General features: G+C 62.3%; 24 protein-coding genes. 15 read left to right on the forward strand and 9 right to left on the reverse strand.

Annotated features, from left to right (window positions below; genetic code table 11):
* Positions 1–46 precede the first annotated feature (46 nt).
* Positions 47–1,147, reverse strand: coding sequence for a hypothetical protein (locus ACM5SV_RS26620; protein ID WP_222017193.1), 1,101 nt, complete (start codon positions 1,145–1,147; stop codon positions 47–49).
* A 114-nt stretch (positions 1,148–1,261) separates the two neighbouring features.
* Here ACM5SV_RS26620 and ACM5SV_RS26625 point away from each other — a divergent pair, with 114 nt between their 5' ends.
* The 3 genes from ACM5SV_RS26625 to ACM5SV_RS26635 all read left to right on the forward strand — a co-directional run bounded on the left by ACM5SV_RS26625 (position 1,262) and on the right by ACM5SV_RS26635 (position 3,707).
* A complete protein-coding gene (locus ACM5SV_RS26625) occupies positions 1,262–1,846 on the forward strand; it encodes a nitroreductase family protein (RefSeq protein WP_105006083.1) in 585 nt (194 codons plus the stop codon).
* Positions 1,846–2,457, forward strand: a complete 612-nt coding sequence (locus tag ACM5SV_RS26630; RefSeq protein WP_222017191.1) for a flavin reductase family protein — start codon at positions 1,846–1,848, stop codon at positions 2,455–2,457. The genes ACM5SV_RS26625 and ACM5SV_RS26630 overlap by 1 nt, the downstream gene beginning before the upstream one ends.
* 107 nt (positions 2,458–2,564) lie before the next feature.
* On the forward strand, positions 2,565–3,707 hold the full coding sequence (locus tag ACM5SV_RS26635) for a DUF2336 domain-containing protein (RefSeq protein WP_222017189.1): 1,143 nt from the start codon (positions 2,565–2,567) through the stop codon (positions 3,705–3,707).
* Here the strand turns inward: ACM5SV_RS26635 and ACM5SV_RS26640 are convergent.
* A complete protein-coding gene (locus ACM5SV_RS26640) occupies positions 3,704–4,123 on the reverse strand; it encodes a hypothetical protein (RefSeq protein WP_012757541.1) in 420 nt (139 codons plus the stop codon). The two genes, ACM5SV_RS26635 and ACM5SV_RS26640, sit on opposite strands and share 4 nt — an antisense overlap.
* A gap of 129 nt (positions 4,124–4,252) precedes the next feature.
* On the opposite strand from ACM5SV_RS26640, the gene ACM5SV_RS26645 reads away from it, so the two are divergent.
* The gene (locus ACM5SV_RS26645; protein ID WP_222017187.1) at positions 4,253–4,711 is read left to right on the forward strand and encodes a GNAT family N-acetyltransferase; all 459 of its coding nucleotides are present in this window, start codon (positions 4,253–4,255) and stop codon (positions 4,709–4,711) included.
* Between the two features lie 19 nt (positions 4,712–4,730).
* On the opposite strand, the gene ACM5SV_RS26650 is transcribed toward ACM5SV_RS26645, so the two are convergent.
* A complete protein-coding gene (locus tag ACM5SV_RS26650; protein WP_012757539.1) occupies positions 4,731–5,948 on the reverse strand; it encodes an AI-2E family transporter in 1,218 nt (405 codons plus the stop codon).
* A gap of 116 nt (positions 5,949–6,064) precedes the next feature.
* Complete coding sequence (locus tag ACM5SV_RS26655) at positions 6,065–7,204, reverse strand: esterase-like activity of phytase family protein (RefSeq protein WP_012757538.1); 1,140 nt, start codon at positions 7,202–7,204, stop codon at positions 6,065–6,067.
* Between the two features lie 594 nt (positions 7,205–7,798).
* On the opposite strand from ACM5SV_RS26655, the gene ACM5SV_RS26660 reads away from it, so the two are divergent.
* On the forward strand, positions 7,799–8,917 hold the full coding sequence (locus tag ACM5SV_RS26660) for an acyltransferase family protein (protein ID WP_012757537.1): 1,119 nt from the start codon (positions 7,799–7,801) through the stop codon (positions 8,915–8,917).
* A 112-nt stretch (positions 8,918–9,029) separates the two neighbouring features.
* Here ACM5SV_RS26660 and parE read toward each other — a convergent pair whose 3' ends face one another.
* Positions 9,030–11,129 (reverse strand): DNA topoisomerase IV subunit B, encoded by a 2,100-nt coding sequence (gene parE, locus ACM5SV_RS26665; protein ID WP_222017185.1) that lies wholly within the window; start codon positions 11,127–11,129, stop codon positions 9,030–9,032.
* Positions 11,130–11,348: 219 nt separating this feature from the next.
* Between parE and ACM5SV_RS26670 the strand changes: the two genes are divergently transcribed.
* On the forward strand, positions 11,349–12,248 hold the full coding sequence (locus tag ACM5SV_RS26670) for a phospholipase (protein ID WP_012757535.1): 900 nt from the start codon (positions 11,349–11,351) through the stop codon (positions 12,246–12,248).
* Between the two features lie 36 nt (positions 12,249–12,284).
* Here ACM5SV_RS26670 and ACM5SV_RS26675 read toward each other — a convergent pair whose 3' ends face one another.
* Positions 12,285–12,488, reverse strand: coding sequence for a hypothetical protein (locus ACM5SV_RS26675; protein ID WP_162770397.1), 204 nt, complete (start codon positions 12,486–12,488; stop codon positions 12,285–12,287).
* Between ACM5SV_RS26675 and tpiA the strand changes: the two genes are divergently transcribed.
* The 4 genes from tpiA to ACM5SV_RS26695 all read left to right on the forward strand — a co-directional run bounded on the left by tpiA (position 12,436) and on the right by ACM5SV_RS26695 (position 16,172).
* On the forward strand, positions 12,436–13,206 hold the full coding sequence (tpiA, locus tag ACM5SV_RS26680) for a triose-phosphate isomerase (protein ID WP_012757534.1): 771 nt from the start codon (positions 12,436–12,438) through the stop codon (positions 13,204–13,206). The two genes, ACM5SV_RS26675 and tpiA, sit on opposite strands and share 53 nt — an antisense overlap.
* A gap of 119 nt (positions 13,207–13,325) precedes the next feature.
* Positions 13,326–13,859: a preprotein translocase subunit SecG gene (secG, locus tag ACM5SV_RS26685; RefSeq protein WP_012757533.1), complete on the forward strand. Its 534-nt coding sequence runs from the start codon at positions 13,326–13,328 to the stop codon at positions 13,857–13,859.
* A 142-nt stretch (positions 13,860–14,001) separates the two neighbouring features.
* Positions 14,002–15,630 (forward strand): CTP synthase, encoded by a 1,629-nt coding sequence (locus ACM5SV_RS26690; RefSeq protein ID WP_012757532.1) that lies wholly within the window; start codon positions 14,002–14,004, stop codon positions 15,628–15,630.
* A gap of 71 nt (positions 15,631–15,701) precedes the next feature.
* Positions 15,702–16,172, forward strand: coding sequence for an SRPBCC family protein (locus tag ACM5SV_RS26695; protein ID WP_017994129.1), 471 nt, complete (start codon positions 15,702–15,704; stop codon positions 16,170–16,172).
* Between the two features lie 38 nt (positions 16,173–16,210).
* Here the strand turns inward: ACM5SV_RS26695 and ACM5SV_RS26700 are convergent, their stop codons facing one another.
* The gene (locus tag ACM5SV_RS26700; RefSeq protein WP_012757530.1) at positions 16,211–17,299 is read right to left on the reverse strand and encodes a citrate synthase/methylcitrate synthase; all 1,089 of its coding nucleotides are present in this window, start codon (positions 17,297–17,299) and stop codon (positions 16,211–16,213) included.
* Positions 17,300–17,382: 83 nt separating this feature from the next.
* On the opposite strand from ACM5SV_RS26700, the gene ACM5SV_RS26705 reads away from it, so the two are divergent.
* The 5 genes from ACM5SV_RS26705 (at position 17,383) to ACM5SV_RS26725 (ending at position 23,603) form a co-directional block, all read left to right on the forward strand.
* Positions 17,383–18,528, forward strand: a complete 1,146-nt coding sequence (locus ACM5SV_RS26705; protein ID WP_017994128.1) for a citrate synthase — start codon at positions 17,383–17,385, stop codon at positions 18,526–18,528.
* Between the two features lie 139 nt (positions 18,529–18,667).
* Complete coding sequence (locus ACM5SV_RS26710) at positions 18,668–19,186, forward strand: FecR domain-containing protein (RefSeq protein ID WP_012757528.1); 519 nt, start codon at positions 18,668–18,670, stop codon at positions 19,184–19,186.
* A 5-nt stretch (positions 19,187–19,191) separates the two neighbouring features.
* Entirely contained in the window at positions 19,192–21,048 is a 1,857-nt protein-coding gene (locus ACM5SV_RS26715; protein WP_017994127.1) for a CHASE2 domain-containing protein, read from the forward strand.
* A gap of 99 nt (positions 21,049–21,147) precedes the next feature.
* Positions 21,148–23,103, forward strand: a complete 1,956-nt coding sequence (locus ACM5SV_RS26720) for a DEAD/DEAH box helicase (RefSeq protein WP_012757526.1) — start codon at positions 21,148–21,150, stop codon at positions 23,101–23,103.
* 65 nt (positions 23,104–23,168) lie between these two features.
* Positions 23,169–23,603, forward strand: coding sequence for a GNAT family N-acetyltransferase (locus ACM5SV_RS26725; protein WP_221970199.1), 435 nt, complete (start codon positions 23,169–23,171; stop codon positions 23,601–23,603).
* A 19-nt stretch (positions 23,604–23,622) separates the two neighbouring features.
* Here the strand turns inward: ACM5SV_RS26725 and ACM5SV_RS26730 are convergent, their stop codons facing one another.
* Positions 23,623–24,468 (reverse strand): SDR family oxidoreductase, encoded by an 846-nt coding sequence (locus ACM5SV_RS26730; RefSeq protein WP_128439296.1) that lies wholly within the window; start codon positions 24,466–24,468, stop codon positions 23,623–23,625.
* A gap of 45 nt (positions 24,469–24,513) precedes the next feature.
* The gene (locus ACM5SV_RS26735; RefSeq protein ID WP_222017246.1) at positions 24,514–25,686 is read right to left on the reverse strand and encodes an NADH-dependent flavin oxidoreductase; all 1,173 of its coding nucleotides are present in this window, start codon (positions 25,684–25,686) and stop codon (positions 24,514–24,516) included.
* Positions 25,687–25,736 lie beyond the last annotated feature (50 nt).

The following is a 25,736-nucleotide window of genomic DNA, read 5'->3' on the forward strand; positions in this document are numbered from 1 at the left end:
GCGCGCTCCAAACGTCTCGGCTGAGCCGAAACCGCGCGCGGCAAAATCAATCGAGGCTGGTGTCGTCACCGCCCTGCTGCGGCACGAGCTGTTCGTAAGAGGGCAGCGGCTCCACCGGAGCCGGCTGGACGCCCGGCGGTGTCGGTGTGCCCACAGGTACTTGCTGAACCGTGCGGGCAGCATCCGCCGGAGGCTGCGGCTGCTGGTCCTTCATCAGAACCTCGACATCGGTGTTCCTGCCGGCGACGACGGTGAAATCGCGCTGGTAGATCTTGTCCTTGTTGCGGGCGACGGCGGAATATCCGCCTTCGGCGAGAACCATGGTGGGGAAGGCGCTGACGCTTTCGCCGACGCTGTCGCCAGCCGCTGTCAGGATCGACCATGCCGTATCGGCGATCGCTTCGCCGCCAGCGTCGGAGACCAGCTTGAAGGTGATCTGCGCGGCGCGATGCTGGATCGTCGCTTCGGTTAGCTTGCCGGCCTCGACCTGGATGTCGGCGCGGATCACGGCGTTGACGCTGCCATATTCGGAAACGATGTGATAGGTGCCGGCATTGAGGCGGACGACGGTATTCGGCGAGATATCGGCCATGACGAGGCCGCGCTCGCCATCGTCGCGCACTTCCGAGGAATAGATCGAGAAGCTCAGCTGGTCGGGGCGGATGCGGGCATCGGTGCCGGAGACGGCATTGAGCAGCAGGCCGCCGGCATCGAGCACCATCACCTGCTTGTCGACCTCGCCTTCAGCCGGCACGGTCAGTTTCTTGGTGACGCCGGCGCGGCCGAAGGAGACGTTGACGAAATAATCGCCCGGAGCGAGCTGGAAGGCGGCAGGTCCGCCCTTGGCGCTGGCGATCAGCGGCAGCTTGCCGTCGGATCCGGCGATCGGGCTGAAGACGTACCAGGAGAGGCCTTCCTCGACCGGCGTGCCATCCGCCGTCAGCTTCGCTTCCATCGGGACGTCGCGCAGCTTGACCCCTTCGGGCGCCGCGCCGGGCGCGATGAAGGCATCGAGCTTCGGCATTTTCGGCGTCGATTCAAGCTGTTTGAATCCCTTGAAGGCATCCTGAGCGCTGGCGCCGAAGGGCGTCAGTATGATCAGGGCAATGGCAAGGCCGATGCGTGCAAAAGGCAAAATGCCAAACATCTGTTTCGTGAACCGATTGACTTCTGAAATCGCAAAGGCCACTTCAAGACCAACGCGATGGCAAATTCAAGACCCACCCTTTGCCGCAGCATAAATAATGAGAGCCTCTCCCGCATGAAATCCGATATCAAGCTGATTGACTACCTCGCCGTGCGCCGCTCCATCCCCGCTTTCCAGATGTGCGAACCAGGCCCCGAGAAGGCCGAGATCGAGGAGATCCTGCGGCTTGCCTCGCGTGTTCCCGATCACGGCAAGATCGCCCCCTGGCGCTTCATCGTCTATCGCGGAGAGCAGCGCGTTCGTCTCGGCGAGGAGCTTCTGACGCTGGCACTTCAGACAAAGACCGACCTTTCCGAAGAGATGATCCAGGTCGAGCGCAGCCGTTTCACCCGCGCGCCCGTGGTCGTCGCCGTCGTGAGCAAAGCCGGACCGCATATCAAGATCCCGGAATGGGAGCAGTTGATGTCGGCCGGCGCGCTTTGCTTCAACGTCATCCTCGCCGCCAACGCCAGTGGTTATGTCGCCAACTGGCTGACGGAGTGGTTCGCCTATGACGAGCGCGCCTATCCGCTGCTCGGCGTCGGTTCGGATGAAAAGGTGGCGGGCTTCATCCATATCGGCTCGACCACATTTCCGGCAATCGAGCGGCCGCGGCCGGAACTTGCCGATACGGTGACCTGGGTCGGCGGAGACGATTGATGTTTTACACCACCGAGAGCAACCGGCACGGGCTCGCGCATGATCCGTTCAAAGCGATTGTGTCGCCGCGTCCGATCGGCTGGATTGGCAGCAAGGGCAGGGACGGATCGATCAATCTCGCGCCCTATTCCTTTTTCAACGCCGTTGCTGACCGGCCGAAGCTGGTGATGTTTTCTTCCGCCGGACGCAAACACAGCCAGCGCAATGCGGCCGAGACCGGCGTCTTCACCTGTAATTTCGTCAGCCGCGATCTCGCCGAGAAGATGAACCTCTCCTCGGCGGCGCTGCCCTACGGCCACAGCGAATTCGATTTTGCCGGCCTGACGCCGAAGCAGGCCGAACTGATCGACGCGCCCTATGTCGGCGAGGCTTTCGCGGTGCTCGAATGCAAGGTCACCGAGATCATCGAGCCGAAGACGCTGTCGGGGGAACCGTCCGAAAACGTCCTGGTCTTCGGCGAAGTGGTCGGCATCCGCATCGACGAAGCGATCGTCAGGGACGGCCGCCTCGACATGTCAATCGCCCGACCTTTGGCCCGGATGGGCTACATGGATTACAGCGAAGGCAGCGATGTTTTCGAGATGATCCGGCCGAAGCCCCAGCAAGGCTGAGCCCAACCGCCAGGCGTCCAAAGGCTTAAGAAACATGGTGAACCAATCTTAAACCTTTTGCCGCTACGGTCGCAACATTGAATGGAGCGCGAGGGAATCGCGTTCAAGTGCTGGGGCGTCGCGTGATCGTAGAAGCTTTCCTTCGTTGGATCGAAACGGCCAAGACCGGTGACCGGGCCCGGGCCGCAAACGCCCTCGGGCGTGCCTATCTGCAGTCCGAAATGTCCGCAGACGAGCGGGCGGCGGCCGAAATGGCGATGACCTTTCTTCTCGACGATCCGTCGCCGCGCGTGCGGCTTGCACTTGCCGAGGCGATCGCCTGGTCGCCCGATGCGCCGCGCAACCTGATTCTTTCGCTTGCCGAAGACCAGCCCGAGGTCGCCTGCCACGCGGTGACCTGCTCGCCGCTTTTGAGCGATGCCGATCTCGTCGACCTTGCCGCGCGCGGCAACGGCGCCACCCGCATGTTGATTGCGGCGAGGGCGCATGTGACGCGTCCGGTTTCCGCCGCGCTTGCGGAGGTTGGCGACGAGGAAGAACTGCTCTGCCTGCTTGAGAATGACGGCGCTGTGATCTCCGGCCTGTCGTTGAAACGCATCGCCGAACGGCTCGGCGACTGCTGCGACGTCCGCAACCTGCTTCTCGATCGCAGCGATCTTCCCGCCGATGCCCGCCAGCTGCTCACCCAGCATGTCAGCAATGCGCTGATCGGGCTGCCGCTGGCGCAGGCGGCAATCGGCCTGCAGCGGCTTCAGCGCATCAGCCGCGAGGCGACCGAGGCAGCCATCGTTTCGATCGCCGGCGACATCGCCCCGCACGAAATACCCGATCTCGTGACGCATCTGCGCCTCAACGGCCGGCTGACGCCGTCCTTCCTGATGCATGCGCTCTGCGCCGGAAAGGTGGATTTCTTCGCCGGCGCGATTGTCGATCTGACCGCGTGCAGCGAGCGCCGCGTGCGCTCGATCCTGGCCACCGGGCGCATGCATGCCGTGCGCGCGCTCTACGAGTCCGCCGGCCTGCCGAGGGATATCAGCGTGATCTTCGTCGAGGCGACGATGCTGTGGCGCGATGCCGCCAGAAAAGCGCCGGGCAGCGTGCTCGGCAATGTCTGCGGCCGTCTTCTCGAAAGATTCCGCCATCACGATGCGCATGGCGCGATCGGCGAACTGCTCGACATGGTAGAAAAGCTGCACGTTAACGAGAAGCGACAATCGGCCCGCGTCTATGCCGCGCTTGCGGCGGCCTAATCAGCTAGCCGCGTCACCACCCAGGAATAACTGGCGGAGACAAAATGCACCGGCTTGGTGAGTGTGTCCTTGACGCTTCTGCCCGAGGGCAGGTGGGCGCGGACCTGTCCGGCGATGCCTTCAGCAAAACCGGCAATCCTTCCTGCTGGTTGGGGCGCTGCGACGGCGACCTCGGGCGCGGCGGCAGGCGCGGGCGCTGGTTTCGGCGGCTCGGCGGCGGCGATGGCTTTCGGCGCCTCGCACACCGCGATCACCGAGGGATAGTTGACATTCACATAGGTCTTCAGCCGTCGTTCGGCTTCGGCATCACAGGCGGAAACAGTTTCCCAGCGTTTATCGACCGTCGCGACATAATTGCACTGGCTGATGGAATCGTCGCAGCCGAGAATGGTCATCGCGATCAGCACCGCTTGCATATTTTGCTTCCTTAATTATTGAGCACCTCATCGTCTTAGAGGGCGCAATTCCAACCGAATGAAGGCAAGGGTATTAACTCTCCGTCATATCGGGGAAAATTTTGTTACGCGCCGGCAGAGGGAGCCAACATGTCCGTCACCATCGCCCATGAGCCGCCGCGCCAGGAGGGCGTCATCCGCCTTCTCGATCTTTCCGATGCCTATGCGCAATCGCTCTATCCGGCGGAAAGCAACCATCTGGTCGACCTCTCCGTGCTGGAGAAGCCTTCGCTGAGCTTCCTCGTCGCGCGCAACGGCGATGCGATCGTCGGCTGCTGCGCTCTGGTCGAGGCCGGTGACGGCACGGCTGAGATCAAGCGCATGTTCGTCGATCCCGAGGCGAGGGGGCTGAGGATCGCCAGCGGCCTGATGAATGCGCTCGAAGCAATCGCAGGAGAAAAGGAGCTGACGGCGATCCGGCTCGAAACCGGCATCTACCAGCCCGAGGCGATCGCTCTCTACCGCAAATACGGATATCGGGAAATCGAGCCTTTCGGCAGCTATCTGCCGGATCCGCTCAGCCTGTTCATGGAAAAGCGGCTGGGTTAGCCGGTCTGCGAAGCCATGTTCAGCCTTCGGCGACGCGCGGCATGGTTTTCGGCGAACCGGGGACCGGCGGCGGGGCCTGTTCGTCGATGATGATCTGCGGCCCGGTTTCGCTCTTATCGGCGTTGCGGGCCTCGTGGATCCACTCGCGCCAGATGGCGACGATCAGCGCCATCAGCACCGGGCCGATGAAGAGGCCGAGGAAACCCATCGTCTTGACGCCGCCGACGAGGCCGAAGAAGGTCGGTAGGAAGGGCAGCTTGATCGGACCGCCGACGAGTTTCGGCCGCAAGGTCTTGTCGACGATGAAGAGCTCGACCGTCCCCCAGACGAAGAGACCGATGCCGGCGACATGCGAGCCGCTCGCCAGCAGATAGATGGAGACCAGCGTGAAGGAGAGCGGCGCACCGCCCGGTATCAGCGCCATCACACCGGTCAAAACGCCGAGCGTCACCGGCGAGGGCACGCCGGCAATCCAGTAGGCAAGGCCGAGCACGATGCCTTCTCCGATCGCGATCAGCGTCATGCCCATGACGGTGGAGCTGATCGTCGCCGGCACGACGCGGGAAATGCGCTCCCAGCGGTTGGGCAGGATGCGCTCGCCCAGCATGTCGATCTGCTTGGAAAAGGAAAAACCGTCGCGATAGACGAAGAACAGCGCGATCAGCATAAAGAGCAGGGTCAGCAGCAGATGGAAGGCGCCGCCCCCGGCCGCGAGCACGGCGCGGTATATGTTGCCGATATTGGCGCCGCTGACCGCCTGGATGACTTCGCCGAGGGCGCCGGGGCTGCCGATATATCTCGTCCAGACTTCATTGAGATAGGCACCGGCCCAAGGCAGTGCGACGATCCAGTCGGGCGTCGGGGCGCCGACGCGGTTGGCATGGATCGCCCAGGTGACCCAGGTGCGCACTTCGCCCGTCGTATAGGTGACCGCAAGCCCGATCGGGATGACCAGGAAGGTGATGATCATGATGATCGCGATGGTCGCGGCGATCGTCGTATTGCCGCCGACGCGGGCAAGAAGTTTGCGGTAGAGCGGCCAGCTGGCAAAGCCGATGACGAGGGCTGCGAGCACCGGCACGAGGAAGCCGTAGAAGAAATAGACGCCGGCAGCAACGACCAGGACCAGCAACCAGCGCGCCGCCGAAATGGAGGGAATCAGAGGCGTGCGCGTTTGCGCCGACGATCCGAGCCATCGCGGTTCATGATTGCTTTTCTGACGGTCGAACACACCCACGCGCGCCTCTTCTTTTTCTTGTACTCTGGTTATGGGCCATCAACCCGGCGGTTTCAAGGTCCGCACCATGAAAGCGTATACAAAGCGTCGCTATTCGACCCGCAGACCCGAGCGTCTTACTGCTGCGGGCGGTTGAGAACCTTGAAGGCATAGAATTGCGTCTTCTGGCTGGTCGAAAAATTATTGTCGGAGCCGAGAATGAGAAGATCGGTGCCGTCCTTGGCCTTGCCGAGCGACATGGCCTCGATATTGTCGGGAACGAGGCCGATCGCCCTCAAATCGAGGACCTGGCTCTTGCGGACAGGGACGACGCGCTGGTCGTTTTTGGCGAGGGACGCGATGGCGGATACATCGGTGGCATCAGTCAGATCCATCATCATGATCTCGATGCTGTTGCCGAAGCCCTGGGCATAACTCCGCTCGACGGCGAGCAGGCGGTGATCGTCGAGGGCAAGCATTTCAGACATGCCGTTGTCATTACCGCCGTCGGCCTTGGTGGCGGCCTGCGGGATCGGCGAGACGGGATAGACGTACTCGGCTTTCGGCGCGCCGGTGGCGCCGTCGTAGCGGACGATGCGCGACAGGCTGCCCGACGTCAGCGAGGGGTTCGGACCGTCCTGGTAAAGGGCCGCTTCGACACCGACGAAAACATCGCCGGAGGGCGCGACCGCGAGATCCTCGAAAGCGAGGTTGTCGCGGATGCCTGTTGACTTGTCTGCGGTCGGTGCAAAGCCCTCCGGCAGCTTGAATTCGCGGACGAAGGAACCGTCCGGCGATGCGACGCGGATGAAGGGCGCCAGCAGCGCCTTGCCGTCGCCCTCACTGCCCCAATAGATGCCATCCTTGCCAAGGCGGATCGATTCTGGATCGACGGTCCGGGCAACGAAGAGCTCGCCGTTCTTGTCTTTCAGCGTCACCTGCTTGACGACCGAAACGCGCTTAAGGCCCGACGCGTCGACATCGACGTTGAGTTCATAGAAGCGGGCCGGGCCTCTTTCCGAGCGGTCGTCGCTGATGGCGATATAATGGCCGGTGGCGACATCGAAATCGAGGCCAGAAATGCCGCCGAATTCGACGCCGTTTTCGATATGGCCTGTGGGGATGACGAATTCACCGAGATAGGAGAGCGAGATGCCAGCGGCGCAATCGCCGAAGGGGCAGGCGGTCGCGAAGGTGGCGCCGATATCTGTGGCGCTGGCGGAGACTGTGCTTGACAGAAGGGCGAGAGCGGCAGCCGCGAGAAAACGCTTGGTCATGACAAATATCCGGCAAGGGTTGAAAACGGTTCGACCGGCGCAAATGCCCTCCGAGGAAGGCGCGCCGACCGCTTCATGCGCCGGTTGTTTGACGGAGTTGTTACGGTTCTTCATCAGTTCCGTGAAATCGTGAATGCTAAAATGCGGCGCGCTACACTGTTTCCATCCGCCCCACAGGCGCATTCAGCCTTTCGACCCTAGAGTGCATTTTTAATACATTATTTCTTCTGATGAGGGTAAAAATGTAAGTTTCACTTGTCATTTATAAATTCAATTTATAATCATCTTTTGATGATCATCAGCGCTGAATTGCAACTTGGAAGATGGCGCTTGTGATCTAAAGCGAGGGCTAAGCGTGGCCGCGGACCAACGTTCGCGTCTCATTTGCTGTGTCGTCCGGGCTGAGGTTTCCGATGGCGAGTGGCAGAGGCTTGGTCGGGCGGCGCCTGTTCCGGGCATGCCGGTGGAGGCCTTCATACAGACCGGTGAGCGGACAGCGCTCGCATATCTGACGAAGCCATTCATGGATCAGGTGAGTTCAAGATGCGTGGCGTTCCGGCTGATCAAAGACATGGGTAAGAAGGGCTCCCAATTGTGGCCGACGAGTTGACCGCTTCAGCATTCCGTAGGGCAGTGGATCCTGGTTCGGCCGATGATTCCCATCTTGCTAGCCGAGCGGTTCAAGCAAAGAACCACTTTATCTTTCTGGACGAGCTTCGGGGAATAGCTGCGTTATCGGTGGCTCTCTTACACGCCAGCCAGATTTTTGGCTTCGGTCTTTCCTACGCCTACCTGGGCGTGGATTTCTTCTTTTGCCTTAGCGGCTTCGTTATCGCAAATGGGTACGACCAAAAATTGAAGTCCGGTGTTTTGCCGAGCAGTACATTCTTCCTGAAGCGCGTGGTACGGCTTTATCCCATGATCGCGGCTGGCGTCGCCTTGGGCGTACTCGCGTCGCTATTTGCTTCCACGGCAAGTCTTTCTTTCGCCGACGTTTCAATTCTTGCGGTTGGTGCAATGCTCCTATTGCCCCTGGGGCTTCTGGTGGGGCAAGAGGCGTTCGCGATTAACAATCCGCTCTGGTCCCTCTGTTTTGAAATGGCCGCCAGCGTGACTTACGGATCCGTCGCTCGCCGAAGATTTCATTTGTGGCATGAGATAGCAGTTCTCGTATTATTGGCGGCGGCGCTTTTCCAGATTGTCGCGATCGAGGGTACTATCGGGCCAGTTGGATTTGGCAGCTGGCGGGCGTTCTTTGAAGGATTTGTCAGAGTTGGGTTTTCGTTCCTTGCCGGCGTTCTCATCTTTCGCTGGCAGATCCATCGTCGCGTCAGAGCGATACCGCCTCAAATCCCACTTTTCGTCCTGATCGGTGTTCTGTTCTTTCCGGTGACGGTCCCGAGAGAGATCTACGATTTCATCTGCATCGCTATCGTGATTCCGATCGTGGTGGCGCTAGCGGCTGCAGTCCCACTGAGTGAGGAGCGGCCATTCGCTGGATATCTCGGAAAGTTGTCTTATCCCCTCTACATGGTCCATCAGCCTGTTTTTCAACTTGGTGCTCAATTCGAACACTTTGCCGATGGCTTCATTCCACGGTTAATCACCGTGAGCGTCACCGTCTTGGCCGCTGTTGGAGTGGCACATGTTTTATCCATTTGTTTCGATGCGCCAATTCGCGCTTACCTGGGCCGCAAGTTCTCCCTGGACTAGTCAAATCGGGCACGGCGTTTTGGACAATGTAGAAAATCTATCGCAAAACGGCTCGGCGCGATGAGCCCATTTTTTGGAACAAGCTGAAGGTGCTACTAGGTAGCATCATGCCCTAAATATCGAGGTTTTCAGCGAAAGCCGCGCGATCCTGGATGAAGCGGAAGCGGGCTTCCGGCTTGGTGCCCATCAGATCGTCTACGGCGGCGCGGGTGCCTTCGAAATCCACCTCGTCGATCAGCACCTTGAGCAGGGTGCGCTTGGACGGATCCATGGTGGTTTCCTTGAGCTGGGCGGGCATCATTTCGCCGAGACCTTTGAAGCGGCTGATCTCGACCTTGGCCTTGCCCTTGAACTCCGTCTGCATCAGCTCGGCGCGATGATTGTCGTCGCGGGCATAGGCGGATTTCGCCCCTTGGGTGATTTTGTAGAGCGGCGGCACGGCGAGGAAGAGATGGCCGCCGCGCACCAGCTCCGGCATCTCCTGATAGAAGAAGGTGATGAGCAGCGATGCGATATGGGCGCCGTCGACGTCGGCATCGGTCATGACGATGATGCGCTCGTAACGCAGGTCTTCGTCGCGGTATTTCGAACGCGTGCCGCAGCCGAGAGCCTGGACGAGATCGGCGAGCTGCTGGTTGGCGCCGAGTTTTTCGCGGCCGGCGCTGGCAACGTTGAGGATCTTGCCGCGCAGCGGCAGAATTGCCTGGTTGGCGCGGTTGCGCGCCTGCTTGGCCGAACCGCCTGCCGAATCGCCCTCGACGATGAAGAGTTCGGCACCCGCGGCGGTGTTCTGCGAGCAGTCGGCGAGCTTGCCCGGCAGGCGCAGCTTGCGCACTGCCGTCTTGCGGTTGACTTCCTTTTCCTTGCGGCGGCGCAGGCGCTCCTCGGCGCGCTCGATCACCCAGTCGAGCAGCTTGGCCGACTCGTTCGGATTGTCGGCAAGGTAATGGTCGAAGGGATCGCGCAACGCGTTCTCGACGATGCGCTGCGCCTCGACGGTCGCAAGCCTGTCCTTGGTCTGGCCGACGAATTCCGGCTCGCGAATGAAGACCGACAGCATGCCGACGGCCGAGATCATCACGTCGTCGGTGGTGATCTGCGCGGCGCGCTTGTTCTGCGTCAGCTCGGCATAGGCCTTCAGGCCCTTGGTCAGCGCAATGCGCAGCCCCGCTTCATGTGTGCCGCCTTCGGTCGTCGGGATGGTGTTGCAATAGGAATGCACCTGCGGATCGCCGCCATACCAGGTGATCGCCCATTCCATCGAGCCGTGGCCGCTTACCTTCTCCGTCTTGCCAGCGAAAATCTCGCGGGTGACGGTGAACTCCTTGCCCATCGTCGCCTGGAGATAGTCCTTCAGGCCGCCAGGAAAGTGGAAGACGGCCTTGTCAGGGACCTCGGAGCCTTCGGGCAGCACGCCCGACTCACAGCTCCAGCGGATTTCGACGCCGCCAAACAGATAGGCTTTCGAGCGCGCCATGCGGAAGACGCGGGCGGCATCGAACTTCATGTGATCCCCAAAGATCTGGGGGTCGGGATGGAAGCGCACGCGGGTGCCGCGGCGATTGTGGACGTCACCCAGCTCTTCGAGACCGCCCTGCGGCAGTCCGCGGGAGAAGCGCTGGCGGTAGAGCTTGCGGTTTCGCGCCACCTCGACTTCGAGGTCGTCGGAAAGCGCGTTGACGACCGAAACGCCGACGCCATGAAGGCCGCCCGAGGTCTCATAGGCCTTGCCGTCGAATTTACCTCCGGCATGCAGCTTGGTCATGATGACTTCGAGCGTCGACTTGCCCGGCACCTGCGGATGGTTCTCGACCGGGATGCCGCGGCCGTTGTCGGAGACCGTCAGATAACCCTCTAGGTCGAGATAGACTTCGATGAAATTGGCGTGACCGGCGACCGCCTCGTCCATCGCATTGTCGATGACTTCGGCAAAGAGGTGGTGCAGCGCCTTTTCATCGGTACCGCCGATATACATACCCGGGCGCATGCGCACCGGTTCGAGGCCTTCGAGGACGCGGATCGACGAGGCGCCGTAATCATCCGAGTTCGAGGCGGCGGGTGCCGGGCGCGCTGAGGCTCCGGCAGCAGGGGGCGCTGCGGCGACCGGCGCAGCCGGAGCCGGCGGCCGTTCGACCGGAGCGGCGGGCTTCTGCGCCTCCTCGCGTTTTTCAGAGAGGGGCATTCCGGAAAAAAGGTCGTTGCTATCGTCCATGGAGCCGTTCAGATCTTCATCCTGTCTTAGGTCTGGCTTGGGCGGGCATCCGCCGCCGACCCAAAATCACCGCATTTCATGCCACGTTTGCGAATCAGGCAGATTTTGCCAGAAAGCACACCTATACGCGACACCGCCGGACTTGGCGGCCTTTTCCTCAATGATTTGCGTTGCCGGGCGCAGAATGGCAAGCGGCGGCCGGCTTCAGGAACCATCCGAATGCGAATGTCCACAAGTCATTGCACGATCATCACCGCAATTGCGGCGTTTTTCCTATCCGCAGCCGTGCTGTCCGCCAGTGGACCAGCGCAGGCAGCCGATGTGCTGACGCCGTTCAAGGACGATCTGTTTTCGAAGCAGACCGTGTTGCAGACCGGCGATAACGGCGCCTTCGAGCTCATTGACTATGACGAGATGCGCGATATCAACGGCCGCGACCAGATCCCGCAAAAGCGTGTGCAGCAGAAATATGTGGCGCTCGGCATCCGCAAGGCGCAAGCGGACGAGACGCTGTCCCTCGACGGCATCAAGCTTGATGTCACCAGGGTGGGACCTGCTCAGAGTGCCGCTTTCACGGTGATTTTCATCCATGGGCGCGACGGCGACCGCCGGCTCGGCGCCAACGACTATAGCTTCGGCGGCAATTTCAACCGGCTGAAGAACCTCGTCGCCGGCAATGGCGGCGTTTATTATTCGCCGACGGTCAAAAGCTTCGACAGCAGCGGCGTTGCGGCGATTGCCGGCCTCATCCGCCATGCCGGCGCGCAATCGCCCGGCCGGCCCATCATCCTTTCCTGCGCCTCGATGGGCAGCCAGGTCTGCTGGGGCATTGCGCGCGATGGTGACAGCGTCAAGCGGCTTAAGGGCATGCTGATCATGAGCGGGGTCACTGATCCCGATTTCACCAGGAGCGCCTTCTACAAGGCGAAGCTGCCGCTCTGGTTCGCCCATGGCAGCCGCGATCCGGTCTATGCAGCCACAGACCAGCAGGCGCTGTTCGAAAGCCTGCACAAGGCAAAATATCCGGCGCGTTTCACGCTTTTTCAGACCGGCAATCACGGGACGCCGATCCGGATGATCGACTGGCGTCGGGTTTTGAACTGGATTCTGGCTGGCTAAAGCATGTCGCGCAAAAATGTGCGGCGGTTTTTGCGATCACGCCATGCGTAAAAATGCCGAAAGGGCGGTTTTCGGCAGAAATATGCGCGGGATCGACGAGATTCCCCTTACGTCAGGGGCATGATGCTTTTCTTTGCCACAAGCTTTTGATATTGCCCAAGGCATATGCAGATTGTGGAAGGCCAGCATGACCCCTGACGTGCGCCCGCTTGTGGCGGGAAACTGGAAAATGAATGGCATGCGTGCCTCCCTGGATCAGATCAAGGCGATCGCCGAGGGTGTTCATCCGCCGCTGGCCGACAAGGTCGAAGCGCTGATCTGCCCGCCGGCGACGCTGCTCTATGTGGCGACGGCACTGTGCACCGACAGCCCGCTGGCGATCGGCGCTCAGGACTGCCATCAGAACCCGTCCGGTGCGCATACCGGCGACATCTCGGCCGAGATGATTGCCGATTGTTTCGGCACCTATGTCATCGTCGGCCATTCCGAGCGGCGCACCGACCATGCCGAAACCGACCATCTGGTCCGCGCCAAGGCGGAGGCCGCCTTTGCCGCAGGGCTGACGGCGATCATCTGCATCGGTGAGACGGCGGATGAACGCCGGACAGGCCAGGCGCTCGACGTCATCAAGCGCCAGCTTTCCGCCTCCGTTCCGGACGGCGCCACCGCCGAGACCACAGTTATCGCCTACGAGCCGATCTGGGCGATCGGTACCGGTGTGACGCCGACATCAGGTGATGTCGAGAAGGCGCATGCCTTCATGCGGGCAGAGCTCGCGGCCCGCTTCGGCGACGAAGGCCGCAAGATGCGTCTTCTCTATGGCGGATCGGTCAAGCCGGCCAATGCCCATGAGCTGATGGGCATCGCCAATGTCGACGGCGCGCTGATCGGCGGAGCGAGCTTGAAAGCGGCCGACTTCCTCGCCATCTACCGGGCCTATGAGGCGCTGCTCGCCTGAGGCATTGCTTATTCCTAGTTTTATTCCGGGCCGAAGGGCTTGGAATAGATGAAAGCCTCATGTAAAGAGCCGCCAGAATTCTTACTTATGTCCGTCTCCAGGCGGGCAGGACTGGACCCATGCAGACCGTATTGATTGTCATCCATCTCATGATCGTGCTCGCCCTTGTCGGCGTCGTGCTCATTCAGCGCTCGGAAGGCGGCGGCCTCGGCATCGGCGGCGGTTCCGGCTTCATGTCGGCCCGCGGCACGGCCAATGCGCTGACGCGCACCACCGCGATCCTTGCGACCCTGTTTTTCCTGACCTCGCTCGGCCTCGGCATCCTGACGCGTTACGAGGGCCGTCCGAGCGACATTCTCGATCGCATTCCGGCTACAGGCGGCCAGGGCAACGGCATTCTCGATTCGCTCGGCGGTGGCGCACAGGCTCCAGCAACCCAGCCGGCCGGCAACGGCGTTCCGAGCAGCGGGGCGGCGACGCCCGCACCGCAGGCTCCCGCCGCTCAGACGCCGGCAACTGGGGCTCCGGCAACTCAGGCCCCGGCAGCCACCGCACCTTCAACGACTGCTCCGGCAACGACTGCTCCGGCAACGCCCGCAGCTCCGGCCGCGCCGGCACCGGCTCAGCCCTCCGGCGTCCCGACGGGACAGTAAGCCGGTCTTCGACATAAACGCCGGCAGGCCCTCGGGTCTGCCGGTTTTCTTTTGTTCAGATTCCTGCGCCACGCATCGAAAGTTCTGGAAAAGAATTTTTGGGCTGGTGGAATCGTTTTTGAAAAGGTATCCGGTGAATCCCATGGCGCGATACGTATTCATCACTGGCGGCGTGGTTTCCTCTCTCGGAAAAGGAATTGCGGCCGCGGCTCTCGGAGCGTTGCTGCAGGCCCGTGGATATCGGGTTCGGCTTCGCAAGCTCGACCCCTATCTGAACGTGGACCCGGGCACGATGAGCCCGACCCAGCACGGCGAGGTCTTCGTCACCGACGACGGCGCGGAAACCGATCTCGATCTCGGTCACTACGAACGCTTTACGGGGCGTTCGGCGACCAAGACCGACAACATCACCACCGGCCGCATCTACAAGAACATCATCGACAAGGAACGGCGCGGCGACTATCTCGGTGCGACCGTGCAGGTCATCCCCCACGTCACCAACGAGATCAAGGATTTCGTCATCGAGGGCAATGACGACTACGATTTCGTCATCTGCGAGATCGGCGGCACGGTCGGCGACATCGAAGCGATGCCGTTCATGGAAGCGATCCGCCAGCTCGGCAACGACCTGCCGCGCGGTACCGCCGTCTACGTTCACCTGACGCTGATGCCCTATATTCCGGCCGCCGGCGAGCTCAAGACCAAGCCGACGCAGCATTCGGTGAAGGAACTGCAGGCGCTCGGCATTCATCCCGATATCCTGCTGGTGCGGGCCGACCGCGAAATTCCGGAAGCCGAGCGCCGCAAGCTCTCGTTGTTCTGCAACGTTCGCCCGTCTGCCGTCATCCAGGCTCTCGACGTCGCCAACATCTACGATGTACCGATAGCCTACCACAAGGAAGGCCTCGACGACGAAGTGCTCGCGGCCTTCGGTATCGAGCCGGCGCCGAAGCCGCGGCTCGACCCGTGGGAAGAGGTCTGCAATCGTATCCGCACGCCGGAGGGCGAGGTGACGATCGCGATCGTCGGCAAATATACCGGCCTCAAGGATGCCTATAAATCGCTGATCGAGGCGCTGCATCACGGCGGCATCGCCAATCGCGTCAAAGTCAATCTTGAATGGATCGAGTCCGAGGTCTTCGAAAAGGAAGATCCGGCGCCCTATCTCGAAAAGGTGCACGGCATCCTGGTGCCCGGCGGCTTCGGTGAACGCGGTTCGGAGGGCAAGATCCATGCTGCCCGCTTTGCCCGCGAACGCAAGGTGCCGTATTTCGGCATCTGCTTCGGCATGCAGATGGCGGTCATCGAGGCGGCGCGCAATCTCGCCGACGTTTCCGGTGCCTCCTCGACCGAATTCGGCCCGACGAAAGAGCCGGTGGTGGGCCTGATGACCGAATGGGTCAAGGGCAACGAGTTGCAGAAGCGCACGGCAGCCGGGGATCTCGGCGGCACGATGCGCCTCGGCGCCTACAAGGCGGCGCTGAAGAAGGGCACGAAGATCTCGGATATCTACGGTTCCACCGATATTTCCGAGCGTCACCGCCACCGCTACGAGGTCAATATCGATTACAAGGATCGGCTCGAAAACTGCGGCTTGGTCTTCTCCGGCATGTCGCCGGACGGCGTGCTGCCGGAGACGATCGAATATCCGGATCATCCCTGGTTCATCGGCGTGCAGTACCACCCGGAACTGAAGAGCCGGCCGCTCGACCCGCATCCGCTGTTTGCCAGCTTCATAGAAGCGGCGACGGAACAGAGCCGCCTCGTCTGATGCATGCAAACCAGATCGCGTTGTTTCAGGCGCGATCTGGATAACATCCGTGCCTGCGCTAACTTGCCGGCATGACCCCTTCACGCAGCACGACCGTCTCACGCTTCATCGCAGCGCCGCGCGAGCGCATCTACCGCGCCTTCCTCGATGCAGACGCGGTCGCCACCTGGCTTCCGCCCGATACGATGAAGGGCATTGTCCATGCCTTCGAGGGCAGGGAAGGCGGCGCCTTCTGCATGTCGCTCGTCTATCCCGACGACGAGACATCGCAACCGGGCAAGACCTCCGACAAGACAGACAGGTTCGAAGGCCGCTTTGCCAAGCTCGTGCCGGATGAACGGATCGTCTGGGCAACGGTCTTCGATTCCGAGGACGAGGGCTTTTCCGGCGAGATGACCGTCAGCACGATGTTGTCGCCTGCGGATGGAGGCACCGATGTGACGATGTTCTGTGACAATATTCCGTCCGGGATCCGCCTCGAAGACAATGAGGAAGGGTGCCGCTCGACGCTCGGCAATCTGGCCGCTTTCGTCGGCGGTTAGGGATCGGCGGCAGGACATGCTGCCGCCGAATTCAATCTTCAGGCAGCCGCCGGTAGCGGCCCGATATAGACCGAGCGCGGCCGGATCAGCCGGCCGTCGAGCGCCTGTTCGCGGGCATGGGCCAGCCATCCGACGGTGCGGCCGATCGCGAAGACGCCGGTGAAGGCCTCGCGGGGAAAGCCGAGCGCTTCGAGCAGCAGCGCGGTATAAAACTCGACATTGACGTCGAGCGGCCGGTTCGGTTTGCGTGCCTTCAAGATGGCCAATGCAGAGGCCTCCACGGCTTCGGCCAATGTACCGCGGGCGCTGTTTACCTGTCCGGTTGATATCAGCGGCTTCAGCGCTCCCTTCAGTGCATCGGCGCGCGGATCGCGGACGCGATAGATGCGGTGGCCGAAGCCCATCAGCCTTTCGCCGCGGTCGAGCGCTTCGCCGAGCCACGAGTAAGCATTCTCCGCCGTTCCGATCGCATCCAGCATGTCGAGCACAGGACCGGGCGCGCCGCCGTGCAGCGGCCCTTTCAGCGCGCTCAGTGCGGCGAGCACGGAAGAAGTGAGGCCGGCCTGCGTCGAGGCAATGACGCGTGATGCGAAGGTCGAGGCATTGAGGCCATGGTCTGATATCGTCACGAGATAGGTGTCGAGTGCCGCCGTCTGCTCCCTGGTCGGCAATTTTCCGGTCAGCATACGCAGGATATCGGCCGCCTGCGGCAACGAGGCGTCGGGCGCGATCGGTCTTTTGCCGCTTTGCATGCGAAGGATCGCCGGCAGGAAAACTGCGGGCGCAGCCAGAAGGCTGAGCGCAGTATCGAAATCCTCGCCGTCGGGCAGGCGGGCGATCAGCGCCCGCATCGCATCAACAGGAGGCAAAGCGAGCAGGGCGGCATCGGCGGCCTTGATATGGCCGAAAATCCTCGTTCGCGCCTGCGCCAACCAGTCGCGCAATTCCGCTTCGTCGAAGCTTTTTTCCATCAGCCCATCGAGCAACAGGGCGGCGACGCCTTCATAGGTGCCGTCTGCAACTAGGTGATCCAGCGATACACCGCGGATGATCAGTCGTCCCGCTTCGCCATCGACATCCGAAAGCTGCGTTTCGGCAGCAATGACATCTTCCAAGCCGTTTTTCATGTTGTTTCTCCTTTACGGTCCGGATGATCCGACCTAGTTTCATTGACGTCAATCTTGACGCAATTGATCAATGTGAGGCTCCGATGTCGTGGCTGACCGCCGAGGAGGCGCTGCAGGCGCTGAAGACCAAGCCGCAGACGCTCTATGCCAATGTCAGCCGTGGGCGCATCCGCGCCAAGCCCGATCCCGCCGACCCGCGCCGCAGCCTCTACCAGGCTTCCGACGTGACGCGGCTTGCCGAACGCCATGCCGGCCGCCGCAAGACTGAAACGGTGGCCGCCGAGGCGATCCGCTGGGGCGATCCGGTTTTGTCGTCGGCAATTTCCACCATCATCGGCGGACGGCTTTTCTATCGCGGAAAGGATGCGGCCGGTTTCGCTGAAGTCGCGACGCTGGAGCAGACGGCGGCGCTGCTCTGGAACGGCGCGGAAATACTCTCCTCCGGCAGCGGAACCGGGCATGCCGCTCCGTCGCTTCAGGCGGCGTTCCTGGCGCTGGCAGGGCGGGTGACATCGGATCTGCCATCGCTCGGTCGCTCGCAGGCAGCACTTCGCCGTGAAGCAAGTGGCGTTCTCCGTACCGTCGCCGATGCGCTCGCGCCGGGACCTTTCGACCAGCCGCTGCATTTGCGGCTTGCGGCAAGCTGGCAGCGGCCGGATGCTGCCGATTGCCTGCGTCGCGCGCTGGTGCTGCTTGCCGATCACGAACTCAACGCCTCGACCTTTGCGGCGCGGGTCACGGCATCGGCAGGTGCTGCCCTTTCAGCCGCCGTGCTGTCCGGTCTGGCGACGTTGACAGGGCCGCTGCACGGCGGCGCCTGGCAAGGCGTCGACGCCTTGATCGAGACCGCTTCCACGCTCGGGGCGGAGCAGGCGATTCGCCGTACGCTTGCCCAGGGCAATCGCCTGTCGGCCTTCGGCCATCCGCTCTATCCCGATGGCGATGTCAGAGCCTTGGCGCTGCTGTCGCACTTCCCTCTGCCGCCGCAGTTTGCCGAGGTCCGGGAAGTGGGCGAGGAGATGGTCGGCGAGAAGGTCAACGTCGATTTCGCGCTTGCCGCAATGGCCGCCGCCTTCGATCTCCCAAGGGAGGCGCCGATCATCATTTTCTCGCTTGCCCGTTCCGCCGGTTGGCTTGCACATGCGATGGAGCAGATCGACAGCGGCGAATTGATTAGGCCGCGGGCGCGTTATGCCGGACCGGTGCTTGAAACGGATAGTAGAACGTAAGAATTCCGCCGGCGATTGCGCCGGTTTGCTTTTTTTGCCTAGGGAAATATTTGAATTCGGCTATCATGCCTCATATGGAAGAAGACGGTTGGCGGGCGCTTTCCAAAAGAGCTGTTCCGCACGGTCAAGGGGACTTTCCATGAATACGACGCTTCGCAGCCTGCTTGCCGCCGCGCTCGCTATCGGCCTCATTCCGCATGCGGCGGCCTTTGCGCAGTCTGCCGGCTGCACCGTATCGCGTGATGCCGGCGCCCGCCAGGTGCTCAGTTGTCCCGGCGGCGTCACGGTGACGGCAGAGGCCGGAGCCGCCTACAGCCTCGTCGACCGCAACCGCGACGGCAGCCCTGATTCGGCGTCGCTGCGGCGCAAGGCCATCCTCGTCGATGTCGACAGCAGTCAGCACGCGGGTGGTTTCCAGGTCGTGACGCCGCAGGCGATCGCTGCCGTGCGCGGCACCCAATGGGCTGTCGATGTCGCAGGCGGCAAGACCTCGGTGCTGGTCGTCAGAGGCAGCGTCGCAGTCCGCCGGCCGGCCGGCGAGGCGGTGGTGCTGTCGCCGGGCGAGGGCGTCGACGTTACCGGCGGAACGGAACCCCTCGTCGTGCGTCGCTGGCCGGCGCCGCGCGCCGCTGCCCTTCTTGCCCGCCTCGGCCAATAAGTCCCATGAACCATCGCTTGCTGACAGTGATCGCGCTGCTGCTCGCCGGTCTTTGGGGAGCTGCGCTCGGCTATGTCAATCTCAATGCCGAAAGCGGCCTTCTCGATCGGATGGAAGCCTCGCTTGTCGATATCCGCAGCGCCATCGTCGGGGCGAAAACACCGCCTCCCGTCGTCTCGATCGTTGCGATCGACGACCGCACCGCTAGGGCGCACGGCTATCCGCTCGATCGGGCGACACTTGCGCGCCTCGCCGGCGCGATCACCGCGTTGAAGCCGAAGGCCCTGGCGATCGATATTCTGCTGGTCGATCCGGGGCCGGAGGCGGGTGATGCGGCGCTGACTGCTGCCTTGCGCCAGGGGCCGAGCGTGATTGCGGCTGCGGCCACTTTCGCGCAAAGCCGCCAGCGGGTCACGGATACGGCCGGCGATCCGCTTGCAGCCATCCCTGAGGCAAACCAGCTGCTGTTGCCGCTTCCGCGCTTTGCCGAGGCCGCCGCGGTCGGCATCGTCAATGTCGCAACCGACCAGACTGGCACGCCGCGCTTCATTCCGCTGATCTCGCGTGCCGCAGACCGGCTGGATCCAGCTTTTCCGCTGCGTGTCGCGTCGGTGGCGCTCGGCGTCGATCCCACGATCGAACCCGATGCCATCATGCTCGGAAAGCTGCGAATTCCCACCGATGTCGGCCAGCGCCTGCCGGTGACCTTTTATGGCGGGCATGGCAGCATCGCCACCTTCAGCGCCGCCGATGCGCTTGATGGCAAGCTTTCGGCGGATGCGGTCACTGGTCGTATCGTCGTCATCGGTTCGACGGTGACTGGCGGCGGCGACGTCTTCCCGACGCCGTTCGATCCCGTCATGCCGGGCGTCGAGGTAATGTCGACGGCGATCACCCATCTCGTCACTGGCGACGGCATGGTGCGCGACCACCGGATGCGGCTGATCGATGCCGCCACCGCCGTCGGACTGGCGATCGTGCTCGTGTCGCTGGTCGCCTGGCGCCGGAGTGCGGCAGGCTACATCATCATCGTGCTGACGCTGATCGTCTGGGCGATGCTCAATTTGTCGGCCTTCGCGCATGGCTACTGGCTGAGTGCGGCGCTGCCGATCGCCGCAGCACTGCCGCCGGCGCTGGCTTATGGCGCGGCCGAACTCTGGCTCGACCGTGGCCGCGCCCGTCATTTCGCCGAGCAGAGCGCGCTCCTGCAGCGCATCGAGGCGCCTGGCCTTGGCGAGTGGCTGGCGCGAGATCCGAATTTTCTCGCCGCGCCAGTACGCCAGAACGCCGCCGTCATCTTCATCGATCTCTCGGGCTTCACCGGCCTCAGCGAAAATGTCGGGCCGGTGGCGGTGAGCGAGATGCTGAGCGGCTTCTTCGAATTGGTCGACGAGGAGGCGCGCGCCCATGGCGGCGCCATCACCAGCTTCATGGGCGACGGGGCGATGATCCTGTTCGGCCTGCCGGAGCCCGCCGATGACGATGCCGCCCGCGCCGCTGCCTGCGCGGTCAGCCTGTGCGAGCGCACACGGGCCTGGCTTCAAGCGCATGCGGGCTTTGCCCCGAAGAAGATCGGCTTCAAGGTCGGCGCCCATTGCGGCCCGATCGTCGCCTCGCGTCTCGGTACCGGCGACCGGCAGCAGATCACGGCGGCAGGCGACACCATCAATGTAGGCAGCCGGCTGATGGAGGTCGCCGCCCGCCATGGCGTCGAACTTGCCTTGAGCGCCGAAATCGTCCGCGCCGCCGGCCCTAATAGCGTGCTCACGCAGTCCGGCCGGATGGAGGGACCGTTGGAAACAGCGCTGCGCGGCCGGGCAAGCCGCATCGACGCCTGGCTGTGGCGCAGCCGCACGCTTTGACAATCGCCGCGGGAGCGGCTAGGAACGGCGCAAATACCCAGCCGGCTGGCTCCGGCCATGGCGCAGCAACGCGCCTGACAGCTCCGAAAGATCGAACTCATGACAGAATTTAACGGCGTCGTTCCGGCGATCGCCAAGGCGTTGCAGAAGCGTGGTTACGCCGAACTCACCCCGGTGCAGAAGGCGATGCTCGATCCGGCGCTTGCCGCTTCCGACGCGCTGGTCTCGGCCCAGACCGGCTCCGGCAAAACCGTCGCCTTCGGCCTGGCGCTGGCGCCGACGCTGCTCGAAGGCAGGGAACGCTTCGGCAATGCCGCCGCGCCGCTCGCCCTCGTCATCGCCCCGACGCGCGAGCTTGCCCTGCAGGTGAAGCGCGAGCTCGAATGGCTCTTTGAGATGACCGGCGCGGTGATCGTCAGCTGCGTCGGCGGCATGGACATCCGTAGCGAGCGCCGCTCGCTCGAACGCGGCGCCCATATCGTCGTCGGCACGCCCGGCCGGCTTTGCGACCATATCCGCCGCAGGGCGCTCGACATGTCGGAACTGAAGGCCGCCGTGCTCGACGAGGCCGACGAGATGCTCGATCTCGGCTTCCGCGAAGATCTTGAATTCATCCTCGATGCGGCGCCGGACGAACGCCGGACGCTGATGTTTTCGGCAACGGTGCCGGCGGCGATCGCCAAGCTTGCCAAGAGCTACCAGCGCGATGCCGTGCGCATCAGCACCGCGGCCGAGGAAAAGCAGCATATCGACATCGAATATCGCGCGCTGATGGTTGCCCCGAGCGACCGCGAGAACGCGATCATCAACGTGCTGCGGTATTACGAGGCGACCAATGCCATCGTGTTCTGCTCGACGCGCGCCGCCGTCAACCATCTGACCGCACGCTTCAACAACCGCAATTTCGCCGTCGTGGCGCTGTCCGGCGAGTTGACGCAGAACGAGCGCACTCACGCGCTGCAGGCGATGCGCGACGGGCGCGCCCGTGTCTGCATCGCGACCGACGTTGCCGCCCGCGGCATCGACCTGCCGGGGCTCGATCTCGTCATCCATGCCGACCTGCCGACCAATCCGGACACGCTGCTGCACCGCAGCGGCCGAACCGGCCGGGCCGGGCGCAAGGGCATCAGCGCCATGATCGTGCCGCTGAATGCACGGCGCAAGGCAGAGCGCCTGCTCGAGAATGCCGGTATTTCGGCTGCCTGGGCGCGACCGCCTTCGGCCGAGGAAGTGAGCGAGCGCGACGACGAGCGGCTGCTCGCCGATCCGATCTTCAACGAAACGCCGCAGGAGGAAGAGCAGGGGCTGGTACAACAGCTTCTCGCCAGCCACGGCGCCGAAAAGCTCGCCGCAGCCTTCCTGCGTCTTTACCGCACCAATCATTCGGCGCCGGAGGACCTCATCGAGGTTACCGTGCAGGACGACCGCAACCGCAAGCGCCGCGACAATGCCGAGCCCTACGAGCCGGCGCAAAAGGGACCGCGCGAAGATTTCGGCGCCAGCGTCTGGTTTTCCGTCTCGGTCGGGCGCAAACAGAATGCCGAGCCGCGCTGGCTGATCCCGATGCTCTGCCGCAACGGTAATGTGACGAAGCGCGAAATCGGCGCGATCAAGATGCAGCCCGAGGAAACTTTTGTGGAGATCGCCGCGGCGAGTGCCGAAAGCTTCCTGGCGGCGATCGGTCCGAACAAGGCGCTCGAACGCGGCATCCGCGTGACCAGGCTTTCCGGTACGCCGGATTTCAGCCGGGCGCCTGCGCCGAAACCTTATGCCGGCAAGCCATCTCGCGACGAGCGGCCGGACGACACATTCCGCGGCGAGCGGCCGAAGAACAAGTTCGGCAAGGGTCCGGGCGGCGGATATGCCGCGGCCGATAATAGCGGCGGGGACAAACGGGATAGCAAGCCCTGGAGCAAGAAGCCGGGCAAGCCCGCTTTCGATGGCCCGAAGTCCGACAAGCCGAAATACGAAGGCCCAAGATCCGACGCCCCAAGATATGAGGGTAAGGGCGGCGCCGGACCAAAAGCTAAGTTCTCGAAGAAGAAGCCCGGCTGATTATGCCGGCAGCCCTACGCTGGTCCGGCAGAGGGCTTTGGGCCGTATCCCTGAGGGAGGCAAGGATGGTGATGGAAACGGCGATCCTCAGCGTCCCGGTTTTCAGTATGCTCTGCAATGAGGCCTTCCGGCTGCGGCGCGCTATCTTCGTGCATGAGCAGAAGGTTCCCGAAGCCGAGGAATTCGATGCCGACGATCTCAACGCCCATCATCTTGTCGCCGTCACGGCGGGCGAAGTGTCCGGAACGCTGCGGATCATCTACGCCGAGGAACATGTGAAGATCGGGCGGGTTGCGGTTGCAAGCCAATGGCGCGGCCAAGGCGTTGCAGCCGCAATGATCGGGCAAGCGATGGACCTGCATCGCGCTGCCCGCGACAACCGCTTCTATCTGACAGCGCAGGCGGACAAGTTGCCGCTCTACGAGCGTTTTGGCTTCGTTGCCTATGGCGCGGAATTTCTTGACGGCGGGATGCCGCACCTTGCCATGAAGAACTACTGAGCTTCAGCAAAGCGTAGCCTCAGGCTTGCGTTTTCACATCGAAGGCAAGCGAACTTGAAAGGTCCCGATAGGCGTCGATCTGCTGCAGCAGCAGCGCGATTTTCTGTTCCACCATGCCAACAGCATCAGCTCCGGCGATGAACCGGCGGGGTAGCTCCGGTTGGTTGACCAGGGCGATCAGCGCTTGCGCGAGTTTTGCGGGATCGCCGCTCTGCTGGCCGTCGGCGGATTTCCAGAATGCCAGGTGTTGGGCGCGTCTTTCGTCGTAGTCGCTGACAGATGACCGAGCATATTGGGTTGATTCGTCAGTCAGCAATTCCGTGCGGAAGAAGCCCGGATTGACGATCATCGTTTCGATACCAAACGGCGCCACTTCGGGCTGCAGCGATTCCATCCAGCCATCGAGGGCAAACTTCGCGGCAGAGTAAGCGCTGCAAAACTCAAAGCCCAGCAGGCTGGCCGTCGATGAGATCGAGATGATCTTGCCGGATCCCTGCCGGCGCATCACCGGCAGGACAGCGCGGGTGACGCTCATGGGCCCGAGGAGACTACTGGCCAGTTGCAGATCGACCTGAGCCGGCGTCAGCTCCTCAAAATATCCTGAGTAGAAGTTTGCGGCATTGTTGACCAATATGTCGATGCGACCAAAGCGTTCGAGTGCGGCTTTGACGGCAGATTCCGCGTCGGTCGGCTTGGTTACATCCAGCGTGACGACAAGCAGATTTTCCGACTGGCCGATCGCCTTGGCAACGCGCTCCGGATTGCGGCCGGTTGCAACGAGTTTGTCGCCAGCAGCCAGAACCGCCTTTGCGAAATCCAGGCCCATGCCGCGCCCGGCTCCTGTGATCAACCAAACCTTAGTCATCGAATTTTCCTTCATGCGAGATTGTGTGCCGATGCTGCCGATGCTCTATGCGGTGGCCTTCTGCCGCTGCGCTTCGTGATCATCGTTGATGTTGAACCAGCCGGTGGCCGCCTCGATGACGCCCCAGAGTTTGGCCGGAAGGGCAATTTCCGGGATTGTCGTGGTCCTGATCTCGTTCTCGATCAGTTTCTCTTTGCCACTCCGTGAAAGTTCGACCCACTCCGGGTTTATCACCAGCCCTTGGCCTACAGCCACAAGCGAAAGGCCCAGATGAAGGGCGCTTTCCGCCTGTTGGGGTGACTTGATCTGGCCAGCGGCGATAACCGGAACGCGCCCCGCTACCCTGGCAGCGATCAGTTCAGCGATAGGCTGATCAGCGATGGCTTCGAGTGGTTGGGCTTCGAGTACGCTCGTCAGCGAAGCATGGATGTAGTCCACGCCGCCGTCGATCAGATGCTCGATGAGTTCGTAGGTGTCTTCAATACGGAGGCCGCCCTCTTCAGGTTCTTCGGGCGAGACCCGGTATCCCAGTAGAAACGGACGCGTCGCGTGTGTGCCTATCACCTGCCTCATGTTGCGGACCACGGCGAGCGGAAACCGCATCCGGTTTTCCGGCGTGCCTCCCCATTCGTCGTCGCGATGATTGTGTAGCGGCGAGTAAAAGTTCTGGATCAGGAAGCCGTGGGCCGCATGCAGTTCGACCCCATCGAAGCCGGCTTCGATAGCGCGGCGGGTTGCTTCGCCGAAAGCAGAAATCACATCAAGGATTTCGTCGTGGCTGAGCGCGCGCGTCGTGCCGCCGCCTGGATTGAAAGGACCGGGTGAGACTTGCAGCGAACTGGCGCTGACAACGTCTCCATCCGGAACAAGCGCCGGCACGGCCTTGCTGCCGGCGTGAAAAATTTGAAGAATCGCCGGTGCACCGCCGCTTTTGGCCGCCTCGGCCAGACGCCGGAGGCTTGGTGTGAAGCTGTCATCATAAGAAGCGAATTCGCCCGTGAACCCGATGCCGTTGGGCGAGACATGCGTGCAGCCGGTTAGAACGAGGCCAACGCCGTTCACCCTGCGTCGATAGTACGACACTTCCTCATCCGAAACTGTTCCGTCGTCATTGGCTGACCACGTCGTCATCGGAGCCATGACGACCCTGTTTCGAAGCGTGATCCCATTGGTGAAAACGAAGGGTTCAAATAGTGCTGGGGTGGCTTCCATCATAATTGTCTCTCTTGCATGCCGTTCAAGCGGTTTGTGAAATGACAGGTAGCAAT

Origin of the sequence: Rhizobium sp. CRRU65 (assembly GCF_048551595.1) — a bacterium.
In the GTDB taxonomy this organism is placed as follows: domain Bacteria; phylum Pseudomonadota; class Alphaproteobacteria; order Rhizobiales; family Rhizobiaceae; genus Rhizobium; species Rhizobium leguminosarum_J.